The organism is Haematobacter massiliensis (assembly GCF_000740795.1).
Taxonomy (GTDB): Bacteria; Pseudomonadota; Alphaproteobacteria; order Rhodobacterales; family Rhodobacteraceae; genus Haematobacter; species Haematobacter massiliensis.
In genome coordinates, this window is sequence record NZ_JGYG01000010.1 from 103239 (window position 1) to 121835 (window position 18597).

Genomic DNA, 18597 nt, shown 5'->3' on the forward strand with positions numbered 1-18597 from the left:
CTCAAGCTCCCGTCGTGGTCAGGCCGCGCATCGCGGCGATCTCTGCCGCTGTGCGGCGCGCGAGACCGTCCATCGCCAGAACGGCGTCCAGATTGTCGGCGGGCCGCCCGAAGTCCGGCTGAGCGGCGAGGCGTGTCAGACTTTCCTCCACCACGCCCGCCATGTCGAGAAAGCCGATCCGCCCGGCGATGAAATGATCGAGAGCGGTTTCCTTGGCCGCCGTGAACACGGCGCCCGCCAAACCGCCCGCCCTCATCACATCGCGGGCGAGACGCAGCGCCGGAAACCGGCCTTCATCCGGCGCCTCGAAGTCGAGCCGCCCGAGGCGCGCCAGATCAAGCCGCTCGACCGGCAGCACCCGCCGCTCCGGCCAGTGCAGCGCATGGCCTATGGCATGGCGCATGTCGGGCGCACCGAGATGCGCCATGAGCGCGCCATCGACGAAACCGACCAGCGCATGAACGGCGGATTGCGGGTGAACGAGAACTTCGATCTGATGGGGGGAAAACCCGAAGAACTCACGGGTTTCGATGACTTCCATCGCCTTGTTGAAGAGCGATGCGCTGTCGATGGTGATGCGCTGGCCCATGTCCCAGTTGGGATGGCGGCCTGCCTCCGCCGGGGTGGCGCGAGCCATCGCCTCACGGCTCCAGGTACGGAACGGCCCGCCGGAGGCGGTGATGATGACGCGCTCCACCGTCGCCTGGTCCTCACCGCGGAGCGCCTGAAAGATCGCGGAATGCTCACTGTCCACCGGCAGAACCGTCGCTCCGTGTCGGACGGCGCTACCCAACAGCAGCGGACCGGCGGATACGAGGCTTTCCTTGTTTGCCAGCGCAAGCACCTTACCCTGCCCAAGCGCATGCAACCCTGGCGCGAGCCCCGCGGCTCCGACAATGGCGGACATCACCCAATCGGCGGGACGATCCGCCGCCTCGAGCAGCGCAGCGCTTCCCGAAGCAGCTTCGACGCCACTTCCCTGCAGTGCGTCCCGGAGGGCGGGCAGACAATCATCGAAAGCGGTCACTGCAATCCCTGCACGGAAAGTGCGGGCCTGTTCGGCCAGCCGCTCGACGTTGCGACCGCCGGTCAGGGCTATGACCTGCACATCCTGCTCCCGCGACAGCAGATCGAGCGTGCTCTCCCCGATGGACCCGGTCGAGCCGAAGACCGTGACGCGCCGCATTCAGAGGCCCCAGACGATCAGATTGAAATCCGCCAGCCGCTCCACCAGCATGAGAAAGACCGAAGCGCCGAGCATAGCGTCGAACCGGTCCATGACGCCGCCGTGGCCGGGGATGATGTTGGACGCATCCTTCACCCCCATCCGTCGCTTCACTGCGCTTTCCGCGACATCCCCAAGCTGAGACGCCATCGAAATGGCGATCGAAACGCCCACGAGCTCCCACCGCGCCCCGGTTGCCAGAACGTAGATCGCGCCTATTGCCGCGGCAGCCGCCCAGCCCGCAAGCGTGCCGGACCATGTCTTTTTCGGGCTGACCTTGGGCCAGAACTTCGGCCCGCCAATGATGCGGCCGGCAAAGTATCCGAAGACATCCGTTCCCACGACCACCAGCACGAGCCATGACATCCAGACAAAGCCGTAGTCCTGCCGCAGATGCAGAAGCCCGAAACCGGCGACAATCATGAAGGAGGAATAGACCGCGAAAATCGTCCGGTTCCGCGGCAGGTTCCCGATGCCGAGCATCGCGGGAAGCAACGCGAAGGGCAGGACAAAGCCTATCGGCAGTACGCCCCAGAGGAACACCGCAAGCGCTGCAAGCACGGCCAGCAGAACGCCGACCGGTGTTGTTTCAGGAAGCGTGCAGATGCGCTGCAGCTCCCAGACCATCAGGCCGATCAGGACCGTCACGAGAAGCAGGAACACCCAGCCGCCGATCCACATGGCGATCAGCCCGACAAGGGCGAGAACCGCGCCCGAGATGAATCGGGGCGCGAGATCCTGGAACTGCGCCGCCATCAGACCGCCTGCGCGCCGAACCGCCGCTCGCGCAGCGAATAGCGGTCAAGGATGCAGCCAAGCTCCTGCGGTGTGAAATCCGGCCAGAGCGTCGGGGTGAATTCGTATTCCGCGTAAGCCGCCTGCCACAGCAGAAAATTCGAAACCCGCGTCTCCCCGCTGGTCCGGATCACGAGGTCTGGTTCAGGAAGGAACGCCGTGTCAAGCTCCGCCCCGAGCGTGGCTTCCGTGACATCCTCCGCCCGGAGTTCGCCCCGCGCGACTTTCTCCGCGACCTTGCGCGTGGCGCGCGCCAACTCATTGCGCCCGCCATAGTTGATCGCGACAGTCAGATGGAGCTGGTCGTTGTCTGAGGTATGCTCCTCGATCCGGGCCATGAGCCGCTGCAACCGTCTGTCCAGCCGCGACCGATCGCCGATGAACCGCAGGCGCACTCCCCCCGCGTTCATGCGCTCCGCCTCATTCTCGATATAGCGGGAGAAGATGGACATCAGGCCCAGCACTTCCTCCGTCGAACGTTTCCAGTTCTCGGTGGAGAAGGCATAGACGGTGAGGTAGCGGATGCCGAGATCGGGGCAAGCCGCCACGATCTCCTTCACCCGCTCTGCGCCGCGCCGGTGCCCCATCAGCCGGGGCCAGCCCTTGCGCACGGCCCAACGGCCGTTGCCATCCATGATGATCGCCACGTGAAGCGCGTCTGTGCTGGGTCTTTCCGCCACGATCCTGTCCCCGGAATGGCTCTGCATTGGCCTTCTCAGATCGGTCAGACCTGCATGATCTCTTGCTGTTTCGATTCCAGAGCCTTGTCCACCGCGGCAATGGACTTGTCCGTCAGGTCCTGCACCTCGTCCGACCACATCTTCTGGTCATCCTCGGACATGCCCTTGGCCTTCTTGATCTGATCCATGCCGTCCCGGCGAACGTTGCGGATCGCGACACGCGCATGTTCCGCATATTGCGCGGCGACACGGGTCAGGTCACGACGACGCTCTTCGTTCAGTTCGGGGATCGGCAGACGGATGATCGTGCCGTCCACCACCGGATTGATGCCAAGACCGGAATCGCGGATCGCCCGCTCCACCTTGGAGACGAGCCCCTTGTCCCAGACGTTGATCGTGATCATGCGGGGTTCCGGTACGTTAACCGTGCCAAGCTGATTGACCGGCGTCATCGACCCGTAGGCATCGACCTGAATCGGCTCCACGATGGTCGCCGAGGCGCGTCCGGTGCGAAGCGAGGCGAATTCGGTGCGAAGCGAGGCCATGGCGCCATCCATGCGCCGCTCCAAGTCCGCAAGATCGATTTCGGTGATGTCATCCGCCATGATAAATTGGTCTCCAGTTCCGTGCCACGCCGCTCAAGACGCAGCCATTTTGGCCCGGTATAGCGATAACGAGGCGAATTGCACAGAGAAGATCGCGGCGCCGGCCGCGGAGAGAATGCCGCGCCCAGCCGCCATCGAGAGCCTTCGTCAGCCGTGTACGAGGGTAAAGCGCCCCTCACCGCGGAGAATACCCACCAGACCGCCCGGCTCATCCAGTGAAAACACGATGATCGGCAGGTCATTGTCGCGGGCGAGAGCCAGCGCCGAGGCATCCATGACTTTCAGGTTCTTGATGAGCGCTTCATCGTAAGTAATTGTATCGTAGCGCTTTGCGTCATCGAATTTCTTGGGATCCTTGTCATAGATCCCGTCCACCTTCGTGCCCTTGAAGATCGCCTCGCAGCCCATCTCCACGGCGCGGAGCGCGCCCGCCGTATCCGTGGTGAAGAACGGATTGCCGGTGCCTGCGGCAAAGATGCAAACACGCATCTTCTCCAGATGGCGGACGGCCCGGCGGCGGATATAGGGCTCGCAGACCTGATCCATCGGAATGGCGGAGATGACACGGGTATGAATGCGGAGCGCCTCCAGCGCGGCCTGCATGGCGAGCGCGTTCATTACGGTCGCGAGCATACCCATGTAGTCCGCCGTCGTCCGTTCCATTCCCTGGGCGGAACCTTGAAGACCGCGGAAGATATTGCCCCCGCCGATGACCATGCATATCTCGACCCCGAGATCGTGGACGGCCTTCACCTCTGCGGCGATCCGCGCAACAGTGGGAGGGTGAAGCCCATATCCCTGATCGCCCATCAGGGCCTCGCCGGAGATCTTGAGCAGGACGCGCTTGTACTTGACCTGTGACGACGGGTTCGGCGCATCGCTCATGCGGCGGTTCCTTTCGACTTCTACTATTCCCCGAGTGGGGAAAATGTCTCAAAAGCCGGAAAGGTTCAACGCCGAAGCGCATCGACAGGCAAAAACCCCTCATTCCTGATAAAAAAGATGAATAAACACTCACAATATATTGATATAAAAAACAATAATCCGGTTCTTATTGCAGGATGCACCGCTTCCGGCAAGTCGGCGCTGGCGATTGAGCTTGCGCAGAGCTTTGGCGGGATCATCGTAAATGCCGATGCGTTGCAGGTTTACGCCAACTGGCGCGTCCTTACAGCCCGCCCGAGCGAAGCTGAGCAGGCAGGGATTCCCCACCTCCTGTACGGCCACATCGATCGCGAAGAGGAGTATTCCGTAGGCCATTGGCTGCGGGACGTGGCCCCCTTGCTGCAGGGGGAGGCGCGCCCGATCATCGTCGGTGGAACCGGATTGTATCTCACAGCACTGACGGAGGGGCTTGCGGAGATACCTCCCATCCCGGGCGACGTCCGTGAGGAGGCAGATGGCCTGCCATTGGAGACCCTGATCCGGCAACTGGACCCGGAAAGCGCTGAAAAGATCGATTTACAGAATCGCGCAAGGGTTCAGCGGGCTTGGGAGGTTCGGCGTGCGACGGGGCGCGGCATTGCCGCTTGGCAGGCGGAGACAGGCCCGCCCCTCCTCCCGCCCGGTGCGGCAACGCTGCTTCATCTCGACGCAGAACGGGACTGGCTGGCCGAGCGGATCGACAGACGCTTCGACATGATGATCGACGCGGGGGCATTGGAGGAGGTGCGGGCGGAGCTTCCGTACTGGGATCCCGGCCGCCCGTCCTCTCGCGCGATCGGAGCCCCCGAATTGCTGGCATATCTCAAGGGAGAAATGTCCCTGGATGCCGCCAGGGAGTTGGCCAAGGCCGCGACCCGCCAATATGCCAAGCGGCAACGTACCTGGTTCCGCCGTCGGATGGGCGGTTGGCACCGTCTCCAGCAACCGTAGCGGCGCGGCAACGCAGGACAACCTTGACGACAGTAGCATGCGAAGCCGCTTTGTATGCGGCGGGGCCGGAGTAAGATCGGTGCTACAGGAGGAGCGCCGATGAACAGCCTGCCCGTGCTTCCCACTCTCCGCGTCGCCCCCATCTCCCGCATCGTTCAGGCGGGCAAGTGGCATACGGACGCCCGGCGATCATGGGGGGAGCCGGTCCTCTACTGGTTCACACGGGGTCAGGGGCGTTTGTCGGCAGGCGGCGAGATCCGGGGCTACGGGCCTCACAATGCGATCTTTTTGCCCGCCGAAACCGTCCACGGTTTTGAAGCGCATCCCCAGGTTTTCGGCTCTGCGGTTTTTTTCGGGCGCAACCATGGCCTTCCGCTGCCATTCGAGCCGCTGCATATCCGCGCGCGCGAGACACCCGTACAGATGGAGCTGAATCAGCTCATTGACCATCTTGCTCGCGAGCTGGATGGCCTCCGCCCGGGTCGGGAGCAGGCGGCGCAATGCTGGCTCGGCCTGATCTGCGTCTGGATGGAGCGGCAGGCGCTCCGCCAGGAGCAGAATGGTGACGATCCCGAGAAGCGGCTCGTGTCGCACTACGTGCAACTTCTGGACCGCATGCTCTATACCCGTCACGACGTGGCTGAGTTCGCGCATGATCTCGGCGTGACGCCGACGCATCTGTCACGGGCCTGCCGGGCGGCGGCGGGGCGATCCGCGCATACGCTGCTTCAGGACAGGCTGATCGTGGAAGCGCGCCGATTGCTTGCCGAACAGCATCTGCCGGTCGTAGAGGTTGCCCGGGCGCTCGGCTTCAGTTCCCCCGCCTACTTCACCCGCGCCTTTTATCAGCGCACAGGAAAATCCCCGGCGTCCTTCCGCCGGAACGGCTGACGACGATGACAGACGATCTCCTTATCCGCCCCTCCGCGGAGAGCGACCTTTCCGCGATCCAGCGTATCTATGCCCACCACGTCCTGCATGGCGTCGCGAGCTTTGAGGAGGAGCCGCCGGACCTGACGGAGATGGCGCGGCGGCGGGAAAGTGTTCTGATGCTCGGTCTGCCGCATCTTGTGGCAGAGGGGACGGACGGCGTGCTTGGCTACGCCTATGCCGGCACTTATCGGCCACGCCCCGCCTATCGCTACACGGTTGAAGATTCGATCTATGTCGCACCGGGTCTGGCGGGCCGGGGCGTTGGTAGCGCCCTCCTGTCCCGCCTTATCTCGGACTGTGAGAAAGGCCCGTGGCGGCAGATGATCGCGGTCATCGGCGACAGCGGGAATGCGGGATCCATCGCGCTGCACCGGCGATTCGGTTTCACCCTCACGGGTACCTTCCACTCCATCGGGTTCAAACACGGTCGCTGGCTCGACTCGGTGCTGATGCAGCGTCCGCTGGGGCCAGGCGACCAGACGCCGCCCGGCTGAGCCTTTCATTCCAGCCGCAGTATCTCCGCGGGGTCGAAATCCGGGCCCGCCTCCCACTCTGCGCCCTGGGGGGTGTCGCGAACGATGAGCCCGGCCCGCTGAAATCCATCGCGAAGCGCATCGGCGCGGGCGAAATCACGCGCCTTCCGGGCGGCCGCCCGCTCCAGGAGCAACGCATCAATCCGCGCCGAGACTTCCGCGCCGACCTCACGCTGCGTCCAGTCGTGCTTATCCTCAAGGAGACCCATCAGCGCGGCCGAAGCCTTCAGCCCCGCCGCATCACCTGCGGTCGCCAATCCGTGCAGCACTGCGATCGCGCCCGCCGTGTTCAGATCGTCTCCGAGCGCCGCCAGCAATTCTGGCGCCGGTTCCGCCGCAGCGGTCACCCCCCGCGTCAGCGTACGCCAGCGCGACAGGGTCGCCCGCGCCTGCTCCGCCTTCTCCGCCGTCCAGTCCATCGGCTTGCCGTAATGGGTTCCGAGGTAGACGAAACGGATCACTTCGCCGGGCCAGCCCTGTTCCAGAAGGTCGCGCACCGTGAAGAAGTTGCCGAGGGATTTCGACATCTTCTTGCCTTCCACCTGAAGCATCTCGTTGTGAAGCCAGTAACGCGCAAAGCTACCCTCCGGATGGGCACAGCAGCTCTGGGCGATCTCGTTCTCATGATGCGGAAACTGAAGGTCGATCCCGCCGCCATGAATGTCGAAGCTCGCTCCCAGCAACTCAAAGCTCATCGCGGAGCATTCGATATGCCAGCCGGGACGCCCGCGACCCCAGGGGCTGTCCCAGCCGGGCAGATCCGACGTCGAGGGCTTCCAGAGCACGAAATCCATCGGATCGCGTTTATAGGGCGCCACTTCCACACGCGCACCGGCGATCATGTCATCCACAGACCGGCCCGAGAGGCGCCCATATTCCGCAAAGCTTCGCACATCGAACAACACATGGCCTTCCGCCTCGTAGGCGTGTCCACGTGCAATGAGCGAGCCGATCATGGCGATCATGGAACCGATATGCTCCGTCGCACGCGGCTCCGCCGTCGGGCGGAGCGCGCCAAGGGCGTCCATGTCCGCGTGATACCAGGCGATCGTCTCTTCGGTGATGCGCCCGATCGGGACGCCTTCCGCCTGGGCGCGTGCATTGATCTTGTCGTCCACGTCGGTGAAGTTGCGGACATAGGTGACGTGGTCCAGGCCATAGACATGCCGCAGCAGCCGGAAAAGCGTGTCGAACACCACGACCGGCCGTCCATTGCCCAGATGGGCGCGGTCATAGACGGTCGGTCCGCAGACATACATCCGCACATCTTCGGGATCGAGCGGCGCAAAAACCTCGCGCCGCCGGGTCAGGGTGTTATGCAGCGAAATCTCGACCATCACATCCTCCAGCGTCGCGCGCAGTTAGCCGGATTTCGTTGACGATGCAAACCGGCCGCCTGCCATGCCCGCAATGCCTGGATGCTCTCAGGCCACGGGCTCCAGGTCTGGCTCCTTGACGGGCTGGCGGCCGACCTCCGCGCTCACCGCTTCGGTCAGCTGGGCAAGGGAGAAGGGCTTCGGCAGGAAGGTGGAGTTCGGCATTCGGGCACGGATTTCGCCGAACGACTCTTCGGCGTAACCGGAGACGAAGATCACCCGCATGTCAGGTCGCTGCTGCATGGCCCGGGCGACCCATGTAGGCCCGTCGATGCCCGGCATGATGACATCGCTCACGATCACGTCGATGCGCAAATCCGGCTCCGACGTCAGGGCCAGTGCTGCGTCTCCGCTGTCCGCTTCCAGCACGGTAAAACCCTTCAGCCGGAGGGCACGGGCGGCAAAGGCGCGGACGGGTGCCTCATCCTCCACCAGCAGCACGACCCCCCCGACCTGGGCCGCCGGAGACTTGGAAGGCTCCGGCTTGGGCTCCACGCGCAGGGCGGCAATGTGAACGGGGAAATAAAGGGTGAACGTCGTCCCTTCACCCACGACCGAGTCCACGAAGATGAAAGCGCCTGACTGTTTCACGATGCCGTAAACGGTGGAAAGACCAAGACCCGTCCCCTCCCCCGGCCGCTTCGTGGTGAAGAATGGCTCGAAAATCTTCGACAGAATTTCGGGCGGGATACCGCTTCCTTCATCGCGCACCCGGATCACGGAGTAATCGCCCGCCGGGACGCTCGCGCGGTCTCGTGACAGGGGGGCGTTCAGCCGGAGGGCTTCCGTTTCCACCCAGATATTGCCGGATCCGCCGATCGCGTCGCGGGCATTGACGACGAGGTTCATCATCACCTGCTCAAGCTGTCGCCTGTCAGCCCGTACAAGGCGGAGCGCATCGTCATTGCGGAAGATCACGCGCACCCGCTCCCCCACCAGACGGTTCAGCAGATGCATGGCGTCGGCGAGCACGGCGCGCAGGTCCAGCACCTCGGCCTGAAGAGTCTGCTTGCGCGAATAGGCGAGCAACTGTCGCACGAGCCCCGCCGCACGATCAGAGTTCTGCCTTATCTGCTCGAGATCGGCGAACTCCGGATCACCGGGCCGGTGTCGCAGAAGGAGGAGATCGCAATGCCCGGAAATCGCAGTCAGCAGGTTGTTGAAATCATGCGCCACCCCACCGGCAAGTTGACCGATCGCCTGCATCTTCTGGCTCTGGATGAACTGGGACTGGAGGTTCTGATGCTCGGTTGCATCGTTCAGCACCGCGATCAGCCGCATGCGGCCGCCGTTCCGTACACGGCGCAGCACGATCTGCACATAAAACTCGCGACTGGCGCGGGAGGCACGCAGGATCTCGGGCTTGTTGAGCGTCCGCCCCGCCATGGCATCGGCGATCCAGTCACTCACCGGGCGACCCAGCCCTTCCACCAGATCGTGGAGCCGCGTCTCCCCGTCTGGAGGGCACAGTATCTCCCGAGCGGCGCGGTTGGCGGAGACCACCCTTCCGTCGGGCGCGAGTTCCAGCAACGCGACCGGCAGATCCTCCGCGGAGCCATTGGCCGTGCAGGCAGGCTCCTCCATGGGGAGCAGCACCATCCGGCGATCCCCCGCGGTGGGCAGATCATGGACCAGAACGGCAAGCGGCCCCCGCGTCGTGATGAGCCGCGCTTCCTCTCCATTGCGGGGCGGTGTGGCGAACATGTCGGTGATCCGCGATGGACGCAGCCCCAGAAGATCCCGAAGGGTCGGACTGACATGCAGCACGCGACCGTCGGATGCCAGAGTACAGGCGGGGAGCGGCAGGGCATCGGCAAGCCCGTCAGTCCAGCGCCACAACGTCAGTCCGGCGTCCAGAGGAAGCGCCGTAAGGCGGAGCGTCCCGCGCGCGGTCGGGTAATCCGCGTGCCCCCCAGCGGCAAGCCGTGCCCAAGCCTTCCCCGGCTCAAGCAGCAGCGAATGGAGCAACTCCGCGAGCGTGTCGCCTGGGCCGGCTGCGGTGTTCCGTGCGAGAATCCGGCCTCTGTCGTCGGCGATCGCAGCTGGCCCGGCTTCCATCTCCGGGAGTCGCGCGAGCAGCCGGCGCCGCTGGTTTTTCTGAAGCAGCCGAACCCCGGTCGCCGCGGCAAATATCAATGCCACAAGGCCAAGGGCGCAACCCACCGCATGAAGAATGCCGGGCCTTGTGTGGACCACCTCACCCGCTGCCCAGGCCAGCAATCCGAAGATTGCCAGCAGACCTGTCTGCCAGAACCCCGTCCGCTCCATGATCCCGATACGTTGCCCCGACACCGTCACCCCCTGCCGCCACATGTCTTTGGACACCGACGAGGGTTAAGATCCGGTTAATCGCGGATTGTTCAACTATAGCTTGTGTCGCAGCACGGCGAGGTAGAATCCATCGCCTCCGTCCAGCGGAGTGAAGCGATGCTCCTCCGCCAGATGCCAGCCAGAATTCTCGGCCATGAACCGCCTGATCTGGCCAGCATTCTCCTGCCCGAGCAGGGAGCAGGTCGCATAGGCCAGCGCGCCTCCCGGAGCGACGAGCGGTGCGGCGCGGCGCAGGATGGCGGCCTGTGTCTGCTCCAGCCGCTCCAGCATGTCTGCCGTCAGCCGCCATTTCCCCTCCGGCGCGCGTCGCCAGCTTCCCGAACCGGAGCAGGGAACATCGGTCAGGACAAGGTCAAAGGGAGCGGCGCGTTCGACCGCCTGCAACTGGGCGATGCGGACGCCCGCCCGCTCCGCCCGTGCGGGGAGGTCTCGCATCCGCCCGGGGTTCGCATCATGGGCGAAGACCTCAGCCCCGCGCGCCGCGAGCGCCAGCGACTTGCCACCGCCACCGGCGCAGTAGTCGAGGACACGGCCACCCTGCGGCAGCGCCTCCACCACGGCCTGAGATGCCGCATCCTGCAACTCGACCAGACCGTCACGATAGGCGGCGGAACCAGATACGGCACGGGCACGCGCCGTGACTTCGAGCGCGGTTGCGGCCAGCGGCGAGGGTCGTGTCTCTATCCCCTCCTCCGCCAGCGTGCGCGCGGCCTCATCCCGTGTCGTACGGGCAAGGTTGGCGCGCAGGAACACCGGCGCCCGATGACGCAGCGTCGCCATCACGGGGGGCGAAATCGTCGCCGAGGCTGGCCTTCAGATCGGGAACCAGCCAGTCGGGTGTGTCCAGCCGAACGGCCTCCGGCGCGATATCCAGAGGCTGCCCTTCGTCATCCGCGGTCACCGGAGCGGGCGCGTGGCCCTCGCCCGTGAACACCGTCGAAGGGTCGAACTCCCCGGCACGAAGGGCCCCCAGCATGAGCGCGCGCCCGTCCTCGCCGCCGCCCAGCCAACCGAAGGATCGCCGGCAGCGGAGGGCATCGAACACATAATCCCGGACCGCCGCCCGATCTCCCGAACCGGCATAGCGGCTGCGGCGTGCCCAGTTGGTAAGCGCGCGCTCTGCCGCGTCGCCTGCGCGGATCTCATCCAGTACCGCGATGGCGGCGGCAATTCGGGCGGCGGGCGTCACGATCAGCCGATCCGGTAGTTCGGGCTTTCGCGGGTGATCTGCACATCGTGCACGTGGCTTTCCTTCAGCCCGGCTCCGGTGATGCGGACGAAGCGGCAGTTGGTCCGCATCTCCTCCACCGTGCGGTTGCCGGTATAGCCCATCGCCGCGCGCAGACCACCAACGAGTTGATGGATCACCGCGGCCGCCGTGCCCTTGTAGGGCACCTGCCCCTCGATCCCTTCGGGCACCAGCTTGTCGGAGGCGGCGTCCTTCTGGAAGTAGCGGTCGGCCGACCCGCGCGCCATCGCCCCGAGCGACCCCATTCCGCGATAGGATTTGTAGGAGCGCCCTTGGTAAAGGATCGTTTCTCCGGGGCTTTCATCCGTCCCGGCGATGGCCGAACCCACCATGGCGCAGGATGCCCCCGCCGCGATCGCCTTGGCGAAGTCGCCGGAGAACTTGATGCCGCCGTCCGCGATGACCGGCACGTCACCGGCGGCTCCCGCCGCATCCATGATCGCGGTAAGCTGCGGAACGCCGACACCGGCCACGATCCGCGTGGTGCAGATGGAACCGGGCCCGATGCCCACCTTCACCGCATCAGCGCCGGCACCGATCAGCGCGCGCGTGGCTTCCGCCGTAGCGACATTGCCCGCAACGACCTGTACCTCGTTCGAGAGTTTCTTGACCCGCTCCACTGCCTGCGCGACGGAGATGGAATGCCCGTGCGCGGTATCGATGACGATCAGGTCACATCCTGCGTCAATGAGTGCGGCGGAGCGCTCGAAGCCCGCGTCCCCCACGGTGCTCGCCGCCGCCACGCGCAACCGGCCCAGCGAATCCTTGGTCGCGTTCGGGTTCAGGACGGCCTTTTCGGTGTCCTTCAGCGTGAGCAGGCCGGTGAGCTTCCCCTGACCATCGGTCACCAGCAGCTTCTCGATCCGCCGCGCCTTCATCACGCTCTTGGCGAGTTCAAGGTCGGCCGGCTCCTGCAGCACGGCGAGGTTGTCCGCCGTCATCATCGCACGCACCGGGGTGCGGTCATCGGAGGCGAAGCGCATGTCGCGGTTGGTCACGATGCCAACGACGCGCCCGTCACCGTCCACCACCGGGAACCCGGTGACGTTGTACTGCTCCTGCAACGCTTTCGCATCGGCCAGCGTCTGATCCGGGGTGAGCGTGATCGGCTTGTAGACCACGCCCGATTCGAAGCGCTTCACCCGGCGGACCTGATCGGCCTGCTCATCGATGCCGAGATTGCGGTGGATCACGCCGATGCCGCCCGCCTGTGCCATGGCGATGGCCATGCGGGCCTCCGTCACGGTATCCATCGCAGAGGAAAGCAGCGGGATGTTCAGCCGGACACTGCGGGTGACGAAAGTGGATGTATCAGCATCGGAGGGCAGCACGCTGGACGCGGCGGGAACCAGCAATACGTCATCAAAGGTGAGAGCCTCACGAATCTCCATGGAGACCTCCTTAGGGCGGCAGGGGGGAGTGATCGTTTGGCGCTTCCCTATTTCACGCCGCACGGGAGAAGAAAAGGATAAAACGCAGATGGTCGCCGGGCGCAGGATCCGCAAGGCATTCCGAGAAGACGTCGCGACGCATGAGGATGGGACAAGATGACGCCGCAGGAAATCTACCGCAGGACCATAGCGCTCCTGTTGCCGGAGCGCTGGCTCGCCCTTGCGCTGGCGCTTTCAGGGGTGATCCTCGCCGTGGTGCAGCTTGCCGAGCCGATCCTGTTCGGACGGATGGTGGACAGGCTGGCGGAAGGCTCCAATGCCTTTCAGCTGATCGGCATCTGGGCGGCCTTCGGGCTGTTCGGGATCGTGGCTGGTGCGGTCGTTGCCATCGCGTCTGACCGGCTCGCGCATCGCCGTCGCATGGCGGCGCTGGGGGATGCGTTCTCCACAGCCATGACATTGCCCATCAGCTATCATGCGCGCAAGGGCAGCGGCGCGGTGGTGCGCTCCATTCTCGCGGGGACGGATGCGCTCTTCGTCGTCTGGCTCGGTGTGCTCCGGGAGCAGTTGACGGCGCTGGCGGGTATTCTGCTGATGATCCCCACTGCAATCCGGCTGAACGCCACCATGGCAGGGGTGCTGGCGCTGCTCGGGATCGTCTATCTGGTGCTGAACGTGCTCGTCATCCGCAAGACGCGCATTGGCCAGGCGGAGGTGGAGAAGAATTCAGGCAGCCTGTTCGGCAGGGTGGGCGATGTGCTCGGCAATGTGACCGTGGTCCAGAGTTACAGCCGCTTCGCCTCCGAGATGCAGGCCATGCGCGGGCTGATCGATACGCTGCTCTCCGCCCAGTATCCCGTGCTCACGTGGTGGGGGCTGATGACCGTGCTGACACGCGCGGCGGCGACGATCACCATGGTGGTGATCTTCGGCGTTGGCGCGGTGCTCGCGCAGCGGGGAGAGATCACGGTGGGGCAGATCGTCTCCTTCGCGGCCTTCGCGGGGTTGCTGGTCGGACAGCTGGATAGGCTCTCCAGCTTCGTCTCAAGCGTGGTCCGGCAAACGCCGGTGATCCGCAGCTACTTCGAACTTCTGGACGCCCGCGCCGATGTGATTGATCCGCCCAACGCAACACCACTCGTGGGGCTGGTGCTTGGCCATGTGGCCTATCACCATGTCACCTACCGTTTTCCCGACAGCGATCAGGGCGTTTTCGACCTGACCTTCGAGGCGCTGCCGGGACAGACGGTGGCCCTGGTCGGCCCGACCGGTTCCGGCAAGACGACGACGCTCGCCCTGCTGCAAAGGCTGCGTCAGCCCGATTCCGGCACGATCACCGTCGATGGCCGGGATATCGCCGACATCACCCTGTCCTCCCTGCGGGACAATGTGGCGGTGGTGTTTCAGGAGGCCGGCCTGTTCAACCGCTCCATCGCCGAGAACATCCGCATCGGACGACCCGGCGCCACGGATGCGGAGGTGCAGCAGGCGGCGGAACTTGCCGAGGCGCATGAGTTCATCATACGCAAGCCCGGCGGCTATGGCTTCGTGATCGGCGAGCGCGGGAATGCCCTCTCCGGCGGCGAGCGCCAGCGCATCGCCATCGCCCGGGCGGTACTGAAGAACGCACCGATTCTCATTCTCGATGAGGCGACATCCGCGCTCGATCCCGCAACGGAGGCCAAGATCAAGCGGGCGATCGACAAGTTGCGCGCGAACCGCACTACGCTCGTCATCGCGCACCGGCTCTCCACCGTCGCGAATGCAGACCGGATACTTGTGCTCGATCAGGGCCGGATCGTGGAGGACGGCAAGTTCCATGACCTCGCCCATGCCGGCGGCCTGTTCCAGCATCTGGTGGAAGAAGGCGAGATTGTCGAGCCGAAGGAAGATTAGCGCTCTGCCACGGTCAGGCCCGGACGCCGCAACGTCCCTCCCGGGTCCGCGCAATGGTAGCCGAGGCGGGGTGGCGATCTGTCGCCTTCCCAGGCTTCCCGCCCGTGCCCAGGGCAGAGCATTTCCGGCCTTCCAAAAGCGAACGACCGCCGGTTTCCCGGCGGTCGTTCATGATCTTCCTGTGGCTCCCGCCTCAGCCCTGACGGGCCTTGTAGCGGCGCTGCGTCTTGTTGATCACGTAGACGCGGCCTTTACGGCGCACGATCTGGCAATCGCGGTGACGCTGCTTGAGCGAGCGGAGCGAGTTGCGGACCTTCATCGGTCGTCTCCCATTCGCGGCGCGGCGTGCGCCTTGAAACAGATTGCCCATATGGGCGGTGAAAATGGTGGGCGCGACAGGGATCGAACCTGTGACCACTACGATGTCAACGTAGGTAGCCCCCGCCAACGCGGCCCTTTAACAAGGGATTCTCGCCAATGTAAAGGGGGGTGTTCTGTGTTTATCCTACGTTCTGAACCCGAAATTGGTTCAGTGAACCTGTGAGCACTACGTCAAAATTGCGAGAAGGTCGCAGCCAACCCCTCATGCCGCGACCGGCAGGTCACCAGCGCGGCCCGGTCCCTGCCCCAGAGCACCTCGACCTCACGATCTGAGAGCGCCCGATCCGGCAGGATCACCGGCCTGTCGCACGGCACCAGCAGCGAGGGCGGGGCGTCAGCGGATGGCGTTGAGACGGCGCACCCTGCCAGCAGGGAGAGCGGCAGGAGCAGTAACAGGTTCCGCATTGGCGGCATCCTCCAATTCGCGTTGCAGTGCGGTCAGGGCGGCTTCTGCACGCAGACGGCTGGCCTCAGCCGCATCGGCCCTCGCGCGGGCTTCCTGAGCGGCTTGGGCGGCGGCTGCGGCCTCGCGAGCGATCAGGCTACCACGGACCCACCACGCGGAGCCTGCTCCGGCGCTGAAGGACAGCACAGCGATAGCAGCAGCGGCGTACAAGCGGCTCACGAACGAGCCTTGCGGATCAGCAGGTAGACCCCGGTTAGGGCTGCCAGCACCATCACAGCGGCGAGGGCATACTGCACTGGCCCCTCACCAGCAGCCAAACCGGCGAGGCCCGTGAGCATACCTCCGCCAGCGGCAAGTGTCTCCGGCTTCGTGAGGGATACGCTGAGCGGAGGCTTGGCAGCAGCGACTCCACGAGATGCCACGAAACCCCCGCGTGCCCACAGGCCTGCTTCAGCGGCACGCCGGTTTGCCAGCCCCTCCATGCGCTTGCCGTCGTTGTAGACCCATTTGGCCAGCTCGCCCGGAACCGCCTCATAGTCACCCTTGTTCAGCTTCTTGAGCAATGTGGACTTCGCGAAATTTCCCTCGCCAACATTGAACACGAAGCTTACCAGCGCACCGGCCTGATTATCGGTGAGCGGCACCGTCACGTGACGAGCAATGGCGTCCAGCGCTTCCTGCGCATCATGACGGAGCGCGGCATCTGCCTGGGCCTCCGTGATTGTCTGCCCCTTATAGACCCTCAAGAACGCATCCGAGGTATGGCCGTAACCGATAGTCCATGGCTGGCCGTCCTTGGATCCGGGGTCCGGATAGGCAGTCAGTTTCAAACCCTCCCACCGTTTCAGGTGGTGGAGCGTTTCTTCCGTAATTTCCATGATGACCTCTTACGGTTTGCGTTGCGGACCCGGATCCAGCCGGGTCACGATCTCGCGGATCAGGCGAATGTCGCTGGACTGCGCGGCGAGCGCTTGGCGCAACTCGTCCACGGCTTTGGTCAGGCTGGCCGCGCCCTGCTCCTGCACCGCAAGGCGATAGCGGATGTTCTCAAGGCTCCGGGCTTCTGCCTCTATGCTCTTGATCCGCTCGTCCAGACGGGCGCGTTCTGCCGTCGTCTCGACCTGACGACTGGCGTGAAGTTCTTCGTGGTCCTCTGTCCACGCATTGAACCGGCGATCCAGATCACTGACGCTCTGGGTGAAAGCGCCGTATCCGACCGCCCCAAGCGTGAGGGTAACGACCAGTCCAGCCAGAGAAATCCACGTGTTCCAGTTGGTCTTGTTCTCGAATGTCGGGCGATTTGGCATGAGCCCTCCCTGCGTTGGATCGTCCATACTCACTCCGGGGGTTTTATCGGCCGCCCATGCAGGGCTGACCCTTTGCCCGCTCGCGGCGGGAAACGGAAAAACCGCCCCCGAAGGAGCGGTCTGTCAGGCCTGATTGTCGTGGTGGTCAGCCGATGATCGCGCGGGCTTCGGCCCAAAGTTCCCGGGCTTCATTGTGGTTCGGCAACCCGACTTCGCCGCGATTGGTGTAGGCGTAGACCTTTGCCACAAAGTCGCGGGCATTCTCCGCCGGGATGGCCATCAGGCTGTCTTCAATGGCGATCCGGTCCTCGTTCGCCATCTGGAATTCCTCGTCCGTCATGTCCCGCGTGCTGAGCGCGGTGGTTGCCTCCTGCCAGCGGCGGAACCACTGCATCACCGGCGTGTCGTCCTGCCCCATCATGGACGGGGCTGCCTCCCCGGGCTCCGGGGCAAACACACCCTTCCAGATCGCGCCAGCCACCGGAGCAGCGATTGCCATGTTCAGAAGTGCGCGGCGGGTCGGTTCTTCCATCGTTACGGCGGTCATGCGATGCCCTCCGAAACCATCCGGTTGCAGCGGCGGCGAAGATGATCGAGGAAGAGCATCGCGCCTTCGCTGTGAAACGAGGGTTCAGCCTCAAGGCGGGCGATCATCTCAGCCAGAGACGCTGGCCCGAAGCTGTGGATGGTGCGCGTCATCTCTTCGATGTCTACCATTCCGGCAGGTGTGCGAGTAGATTTGGCCAAGGCCATGATCTGATCCTCCGTTGATCAGGTGATGGTTCAGGCCTCCGGTCGCGTGCCAGCGCTTCCGGGGGCCGCGACGATCAGTTGATGGGCTGCTCCAGCAACTCGGCGAGCTTCACCAGCCCCTTTGCCGTCACCAAGACGCGGGTGTAGACGCGTTCCTCGCCGACATCGTTGATCTTCATGAAGTCGTCATGCTCCAGATAGCCGGACTTCCGTTTGTCGTCGTAGGCGAGCCACGTCTTGCCGCCCGAGCGTTTGAAGATCCAGCGACGGGCCGACATGAACTTGAACAGGTAGTCGCGCCCGACACCCAAGGTCTTCGCGGCATCGCTGATGCACATCGACCCCTTCGCGCCCTCCAGCCGGTCGAGCTTCTTCAGCCGACCACCCTGTTCCTCGATGATCGCCTCCTTCTCGGCGACTTGGCCTTGCAGATGCTGGAACACCCCGAGCATCACCGCCGGGTCAGAGAAGTCGAGCATCGGGCGAGCGCTGCGAACGCCTTCCAACTCCTCCAGCCGCTTCACCACCTTGTAGCGCAGATCGGCGCGGTAGCCGGTGATCAGGGTGACCGTCAGGTCTTTCGGCAGTCGGTATTCCTTGCGCGGCTTCCCTTGGCCATCGAGGTATTCGGCCTCAAAATCAGCCGCCCCAAATTTGGGGGCGCCGATATCTCGAAGCATCTTCTCGATGTCACGCAAAATATGGTCGTGCCGCTTCTCGCAAAGCTCCGCGATCTCGCGGGACGACATGGCGATCTGCTGGCCTGCCGCCAGCCCCGCGACGGGGAAGTTGCCTTTCGGCGTGTTTTGCTCCATGTTCACCGGAACAGTCCTTTCTTGATGGGTTGGGACTTACAGGCCG

General features: G+C 64.4%; 19 protein-coding genes, 1 tRNA gene and 1 pseudogene. 4 read left to right on the top strand and 17 right to left on the bottom strand.

The annotated features are described in order from the left end of the window. Position 1: 1 nt before the first annotated feature. The 5 genes from dxr to pyrH form a co-directional block, all read right to left on the bottom strand. Complete coding sequence (gene dxr, locus CN97_RS14535) at positions 2-1186, bottom strand: 1-deoxy-D-xylulose-5-phosphate reductoisomerase (protein ID WP_035712861.1); 1185 nt, start codon at positions 1184-1186, stop codon at positions 2-4. Further along, a complete protein-coding gene (locus tag CN97_RS14540; protein ID WP_035712862.1) occupies positions 1187-1981 on the bottom strand; it encodes a phosphatidate cytidylyltransferase in 795 nt (264 codons plus the stop codon). It lies immediately after the preceding gene. Further along, positions 1981-2727 carry a polyprenyl diphosphate synthase gene (gene uppS / locus CN97_RS14545; RefSeq protein WP_051911274.1) on the bottom strand — a complete coding sequence of 249 codons (747 nt, stop codon included), beginning with the start codon at positions 2725-2727 and terminating at the stop codon, positions 1981-1983. The genes CN97_RS14540 and uppS overlap by 1 nt, the downstream gene beginning before the upstream one ends. A gap of 17 nt (positions 2728-2744) precedes the next feature. Beyond that, the gene (frr, locus tag CN97_RS14550; protein ID WP_035712864.1) at positions 2745-3305 is read right to left on the bottom strand and encodes a ribosome recycling factor; all 561 of its coding nucleotides are present in this window, start codon (positions 3303-3305) and stop codon (positions 2745-2747) included. Between the two features lie 147 nt (positions 3306-3452). Next, a complete protein-coding gene (gene pyrH, locus CN97_RS14555; RefSeq protein WP_035712865.1) occupies positions 3453-4190 on the bottom strand; it encodes a UMP kinase in 738 nt (245 codons plus the stop codon). Positions 4191-4307: 117 nt separating this feature from the next. Here pyrH and miaA point away from each other — a divergent pair, with 117 nt between their 5' ends. The 3 genes from miaA to CN97_RS14570 all read left to right on the top strand — a co-directional run bounded on the left by miaA (position 4308) and on the right by CN97_RS14570 (position 6607). Then, positions 4308-5180, top strand: a complete 873-nt coding sequence (gene miaA, locus CN97_RS14560; RefSeq protein ID WP_035712866.1) for a tRNA (adenosine(37)-N6)-dimethylallyltransferase MiaA — start codon at positions 4308-4310, stop codon at positions 5178-5180. Positions 5181-5279: 99 nt separating this feature from the next. Next, positions 5280-6071: a helix-turn-helix transcriptional regulator gene (locus CN97_RS14565; RefSeq protein WP_035712867.1), complete on the top strand. Its 792-nt coding sequence runs from the start codon at positions 5280-5282 to the stop codon at positions 6069-6071. Positions 6072-6076: 5 nt separating this feature from the next. Beyond that, positions 6077-6607, top strand: a complete 531-nt coding sequence (locus CN97_RS14570) for a GNAT family N-acetyltransferase (protein WP_035712869.1) — start codon at positions 6077-6079, stop codon at positions 6605-6607. Positions 6608-6612: 5 nt separating this feature from the next. Here CN97_RS14570 and cysS read toward each other — a convergent pair whose 3' ends face one another. From cysS to guaB, 4 genes and pseudogenes are all read right to left on the bottom strand, one after another. After that, positions 6613-7983, bottom strand: coding sequence for a cysteine--tRNA ligase (gene cysS / locus CN97_RS14575; RefSeq protein WP_035712870.1), 1371 nt, complete (start codon positions 7981-7983; stop codon positions 6613-6615). Between the two features lie 87 nt (positions 7984-8070). Then, positions 8071-10347 (bottom strand): hybrid sensor histidine kinase/response regulator, encoded by a 2277-nt coding sequence (locus CN97_RS14580; protein ID WP_248700100.1) that lies wholly within the window; start codon positions 10345-10347, stop codon positions 8071-8073. A gap of 39 nt (positions 10348-10386) precedes the next feature. Continuing rightward, positions 10387-11542: pseudogene (locus CN97_RS14585) on the bottom strand (RsmB/NOP family class I SAM-dependent RNA methyltransferase). Between the two features lie 2 nt (positions 11543-11544). Further along, a complete protein-coding gene (guaB, locus tag CN97_RS14590; RefSeq protein ID WP_035712872.1) occupies positions 11545-12993 on the bottom strand; it encodes an IMP dehydrogenase in 1449 nt (482 codons plus the stop codon). A gap of 156 nt (positions 12994-13149) precedes the next feature. Here guaB and CN97_RS14595 point away from each other — a divergent pair, with 156 nt between their 5' ends. Next, a complete protein-coding gene (locus tag CN97_RS14595; RefSeq protein WP_035712874.1) occupies positions 13150-14889 on the top strand; it encodes a glucan ABC transporter ATP-binding protein/ permease in 1740 nt (579 codons plus the stop codon). A gap of 193 nt (positions 14890-15082) precedes the next feature. Here the strand turns inward: CN97_RS14595 and ykgO are convergent, their stop codons facing one another. The 8 genes from ykgO to CN97_RS14635 form a co-directional block, all read right to left on the bottom strand. After that, positions 15083-15208, bottom strand: a complete 126-nt coding sequence (ykgO, locus tag CN97_RS14600; protein WP_035712875.1) for a type B 50S ribosomal protein L36 — start codon at positions 15206-15208, stop codon at positions 15083-15085. Positions 15209-15273: 65 nt separating this feature from the next. Beyond that, positions 15274-15345, bottom strand: a tRNA-OTHER gene (locus CN97_RS14605). 96 nt (positions 15346-15441) lie between these two features. Further along, positions 15442-15675, bottom strand: a complete 234-nt coding sequence (locus tag CN97_RS14610) for a hypothetical protein (RefSeq protein WP_211253704.1) — start codon at positions 15673-15675, stop codon at positions 15442-15444. A gap of 216 nt (positions 15676-15891) precedes the next feature. Further along, positions 15892-16554 (bottom strand): lysozyme, encoded by a 663-nt coding sequence (locus CN97_RS14615; protein WP_211253705.1) that lies wholly within the window; start codon positions 16552-16554, stop codon positions 15892-15894. Positions 16555-16563: 9 nt separating this feature from the next. Continuing rightward, on the bottom strand, positions 16564-16983 hold the full coding sequence (locus tag CN97_RS19960) for a hypothetical protein (protein WP_088217548.1): 420 nt from the start codon (positions 16981-16983) through the stop codon (positions 16564-16566). A 145-nt stretch (positions 16984-17128) separates the two neighbouring features. Continuing rightward, a complete protein-coding gene (locus CN97_RS14625; RefSeq protein WP_035712878.1) occupies positions 17129-17530 on the bottom strand; it encodes a hypothetical protein in 402 nt (133 codons plus the stop codon). Further along, the gene (locus tag CN97_RS14630; RefSeq protein ID WP_035712880.1) at positions 17527-17736 is read right to left on the bottom strand and encodes a hypothetical protein; all 210 of its coding nucleotides are present in this window, start codon (positions 17734-17736) and stop codon (positions 17527-17529) included. Before CN97_RS14630 ends, CN97_RS14625 begins: the two co-directional genes overlap by 4 nt. A gap of 74 nt (positions 17737-17810) precedes the next feature. Next, the gene (locus tag CN97_RS14635; protein WP_051911276.1) at positions 17811-18551 is read right to left on the bottom strand and encodes a Rha family transcriptional regulator; all 741 of its coding nucleotides are present in this window, start codon (positions 18549-18551) and stop codon (positions 17811-17813) included. Positions 18552-18597 lie beyond the last annotated feature (46 nt).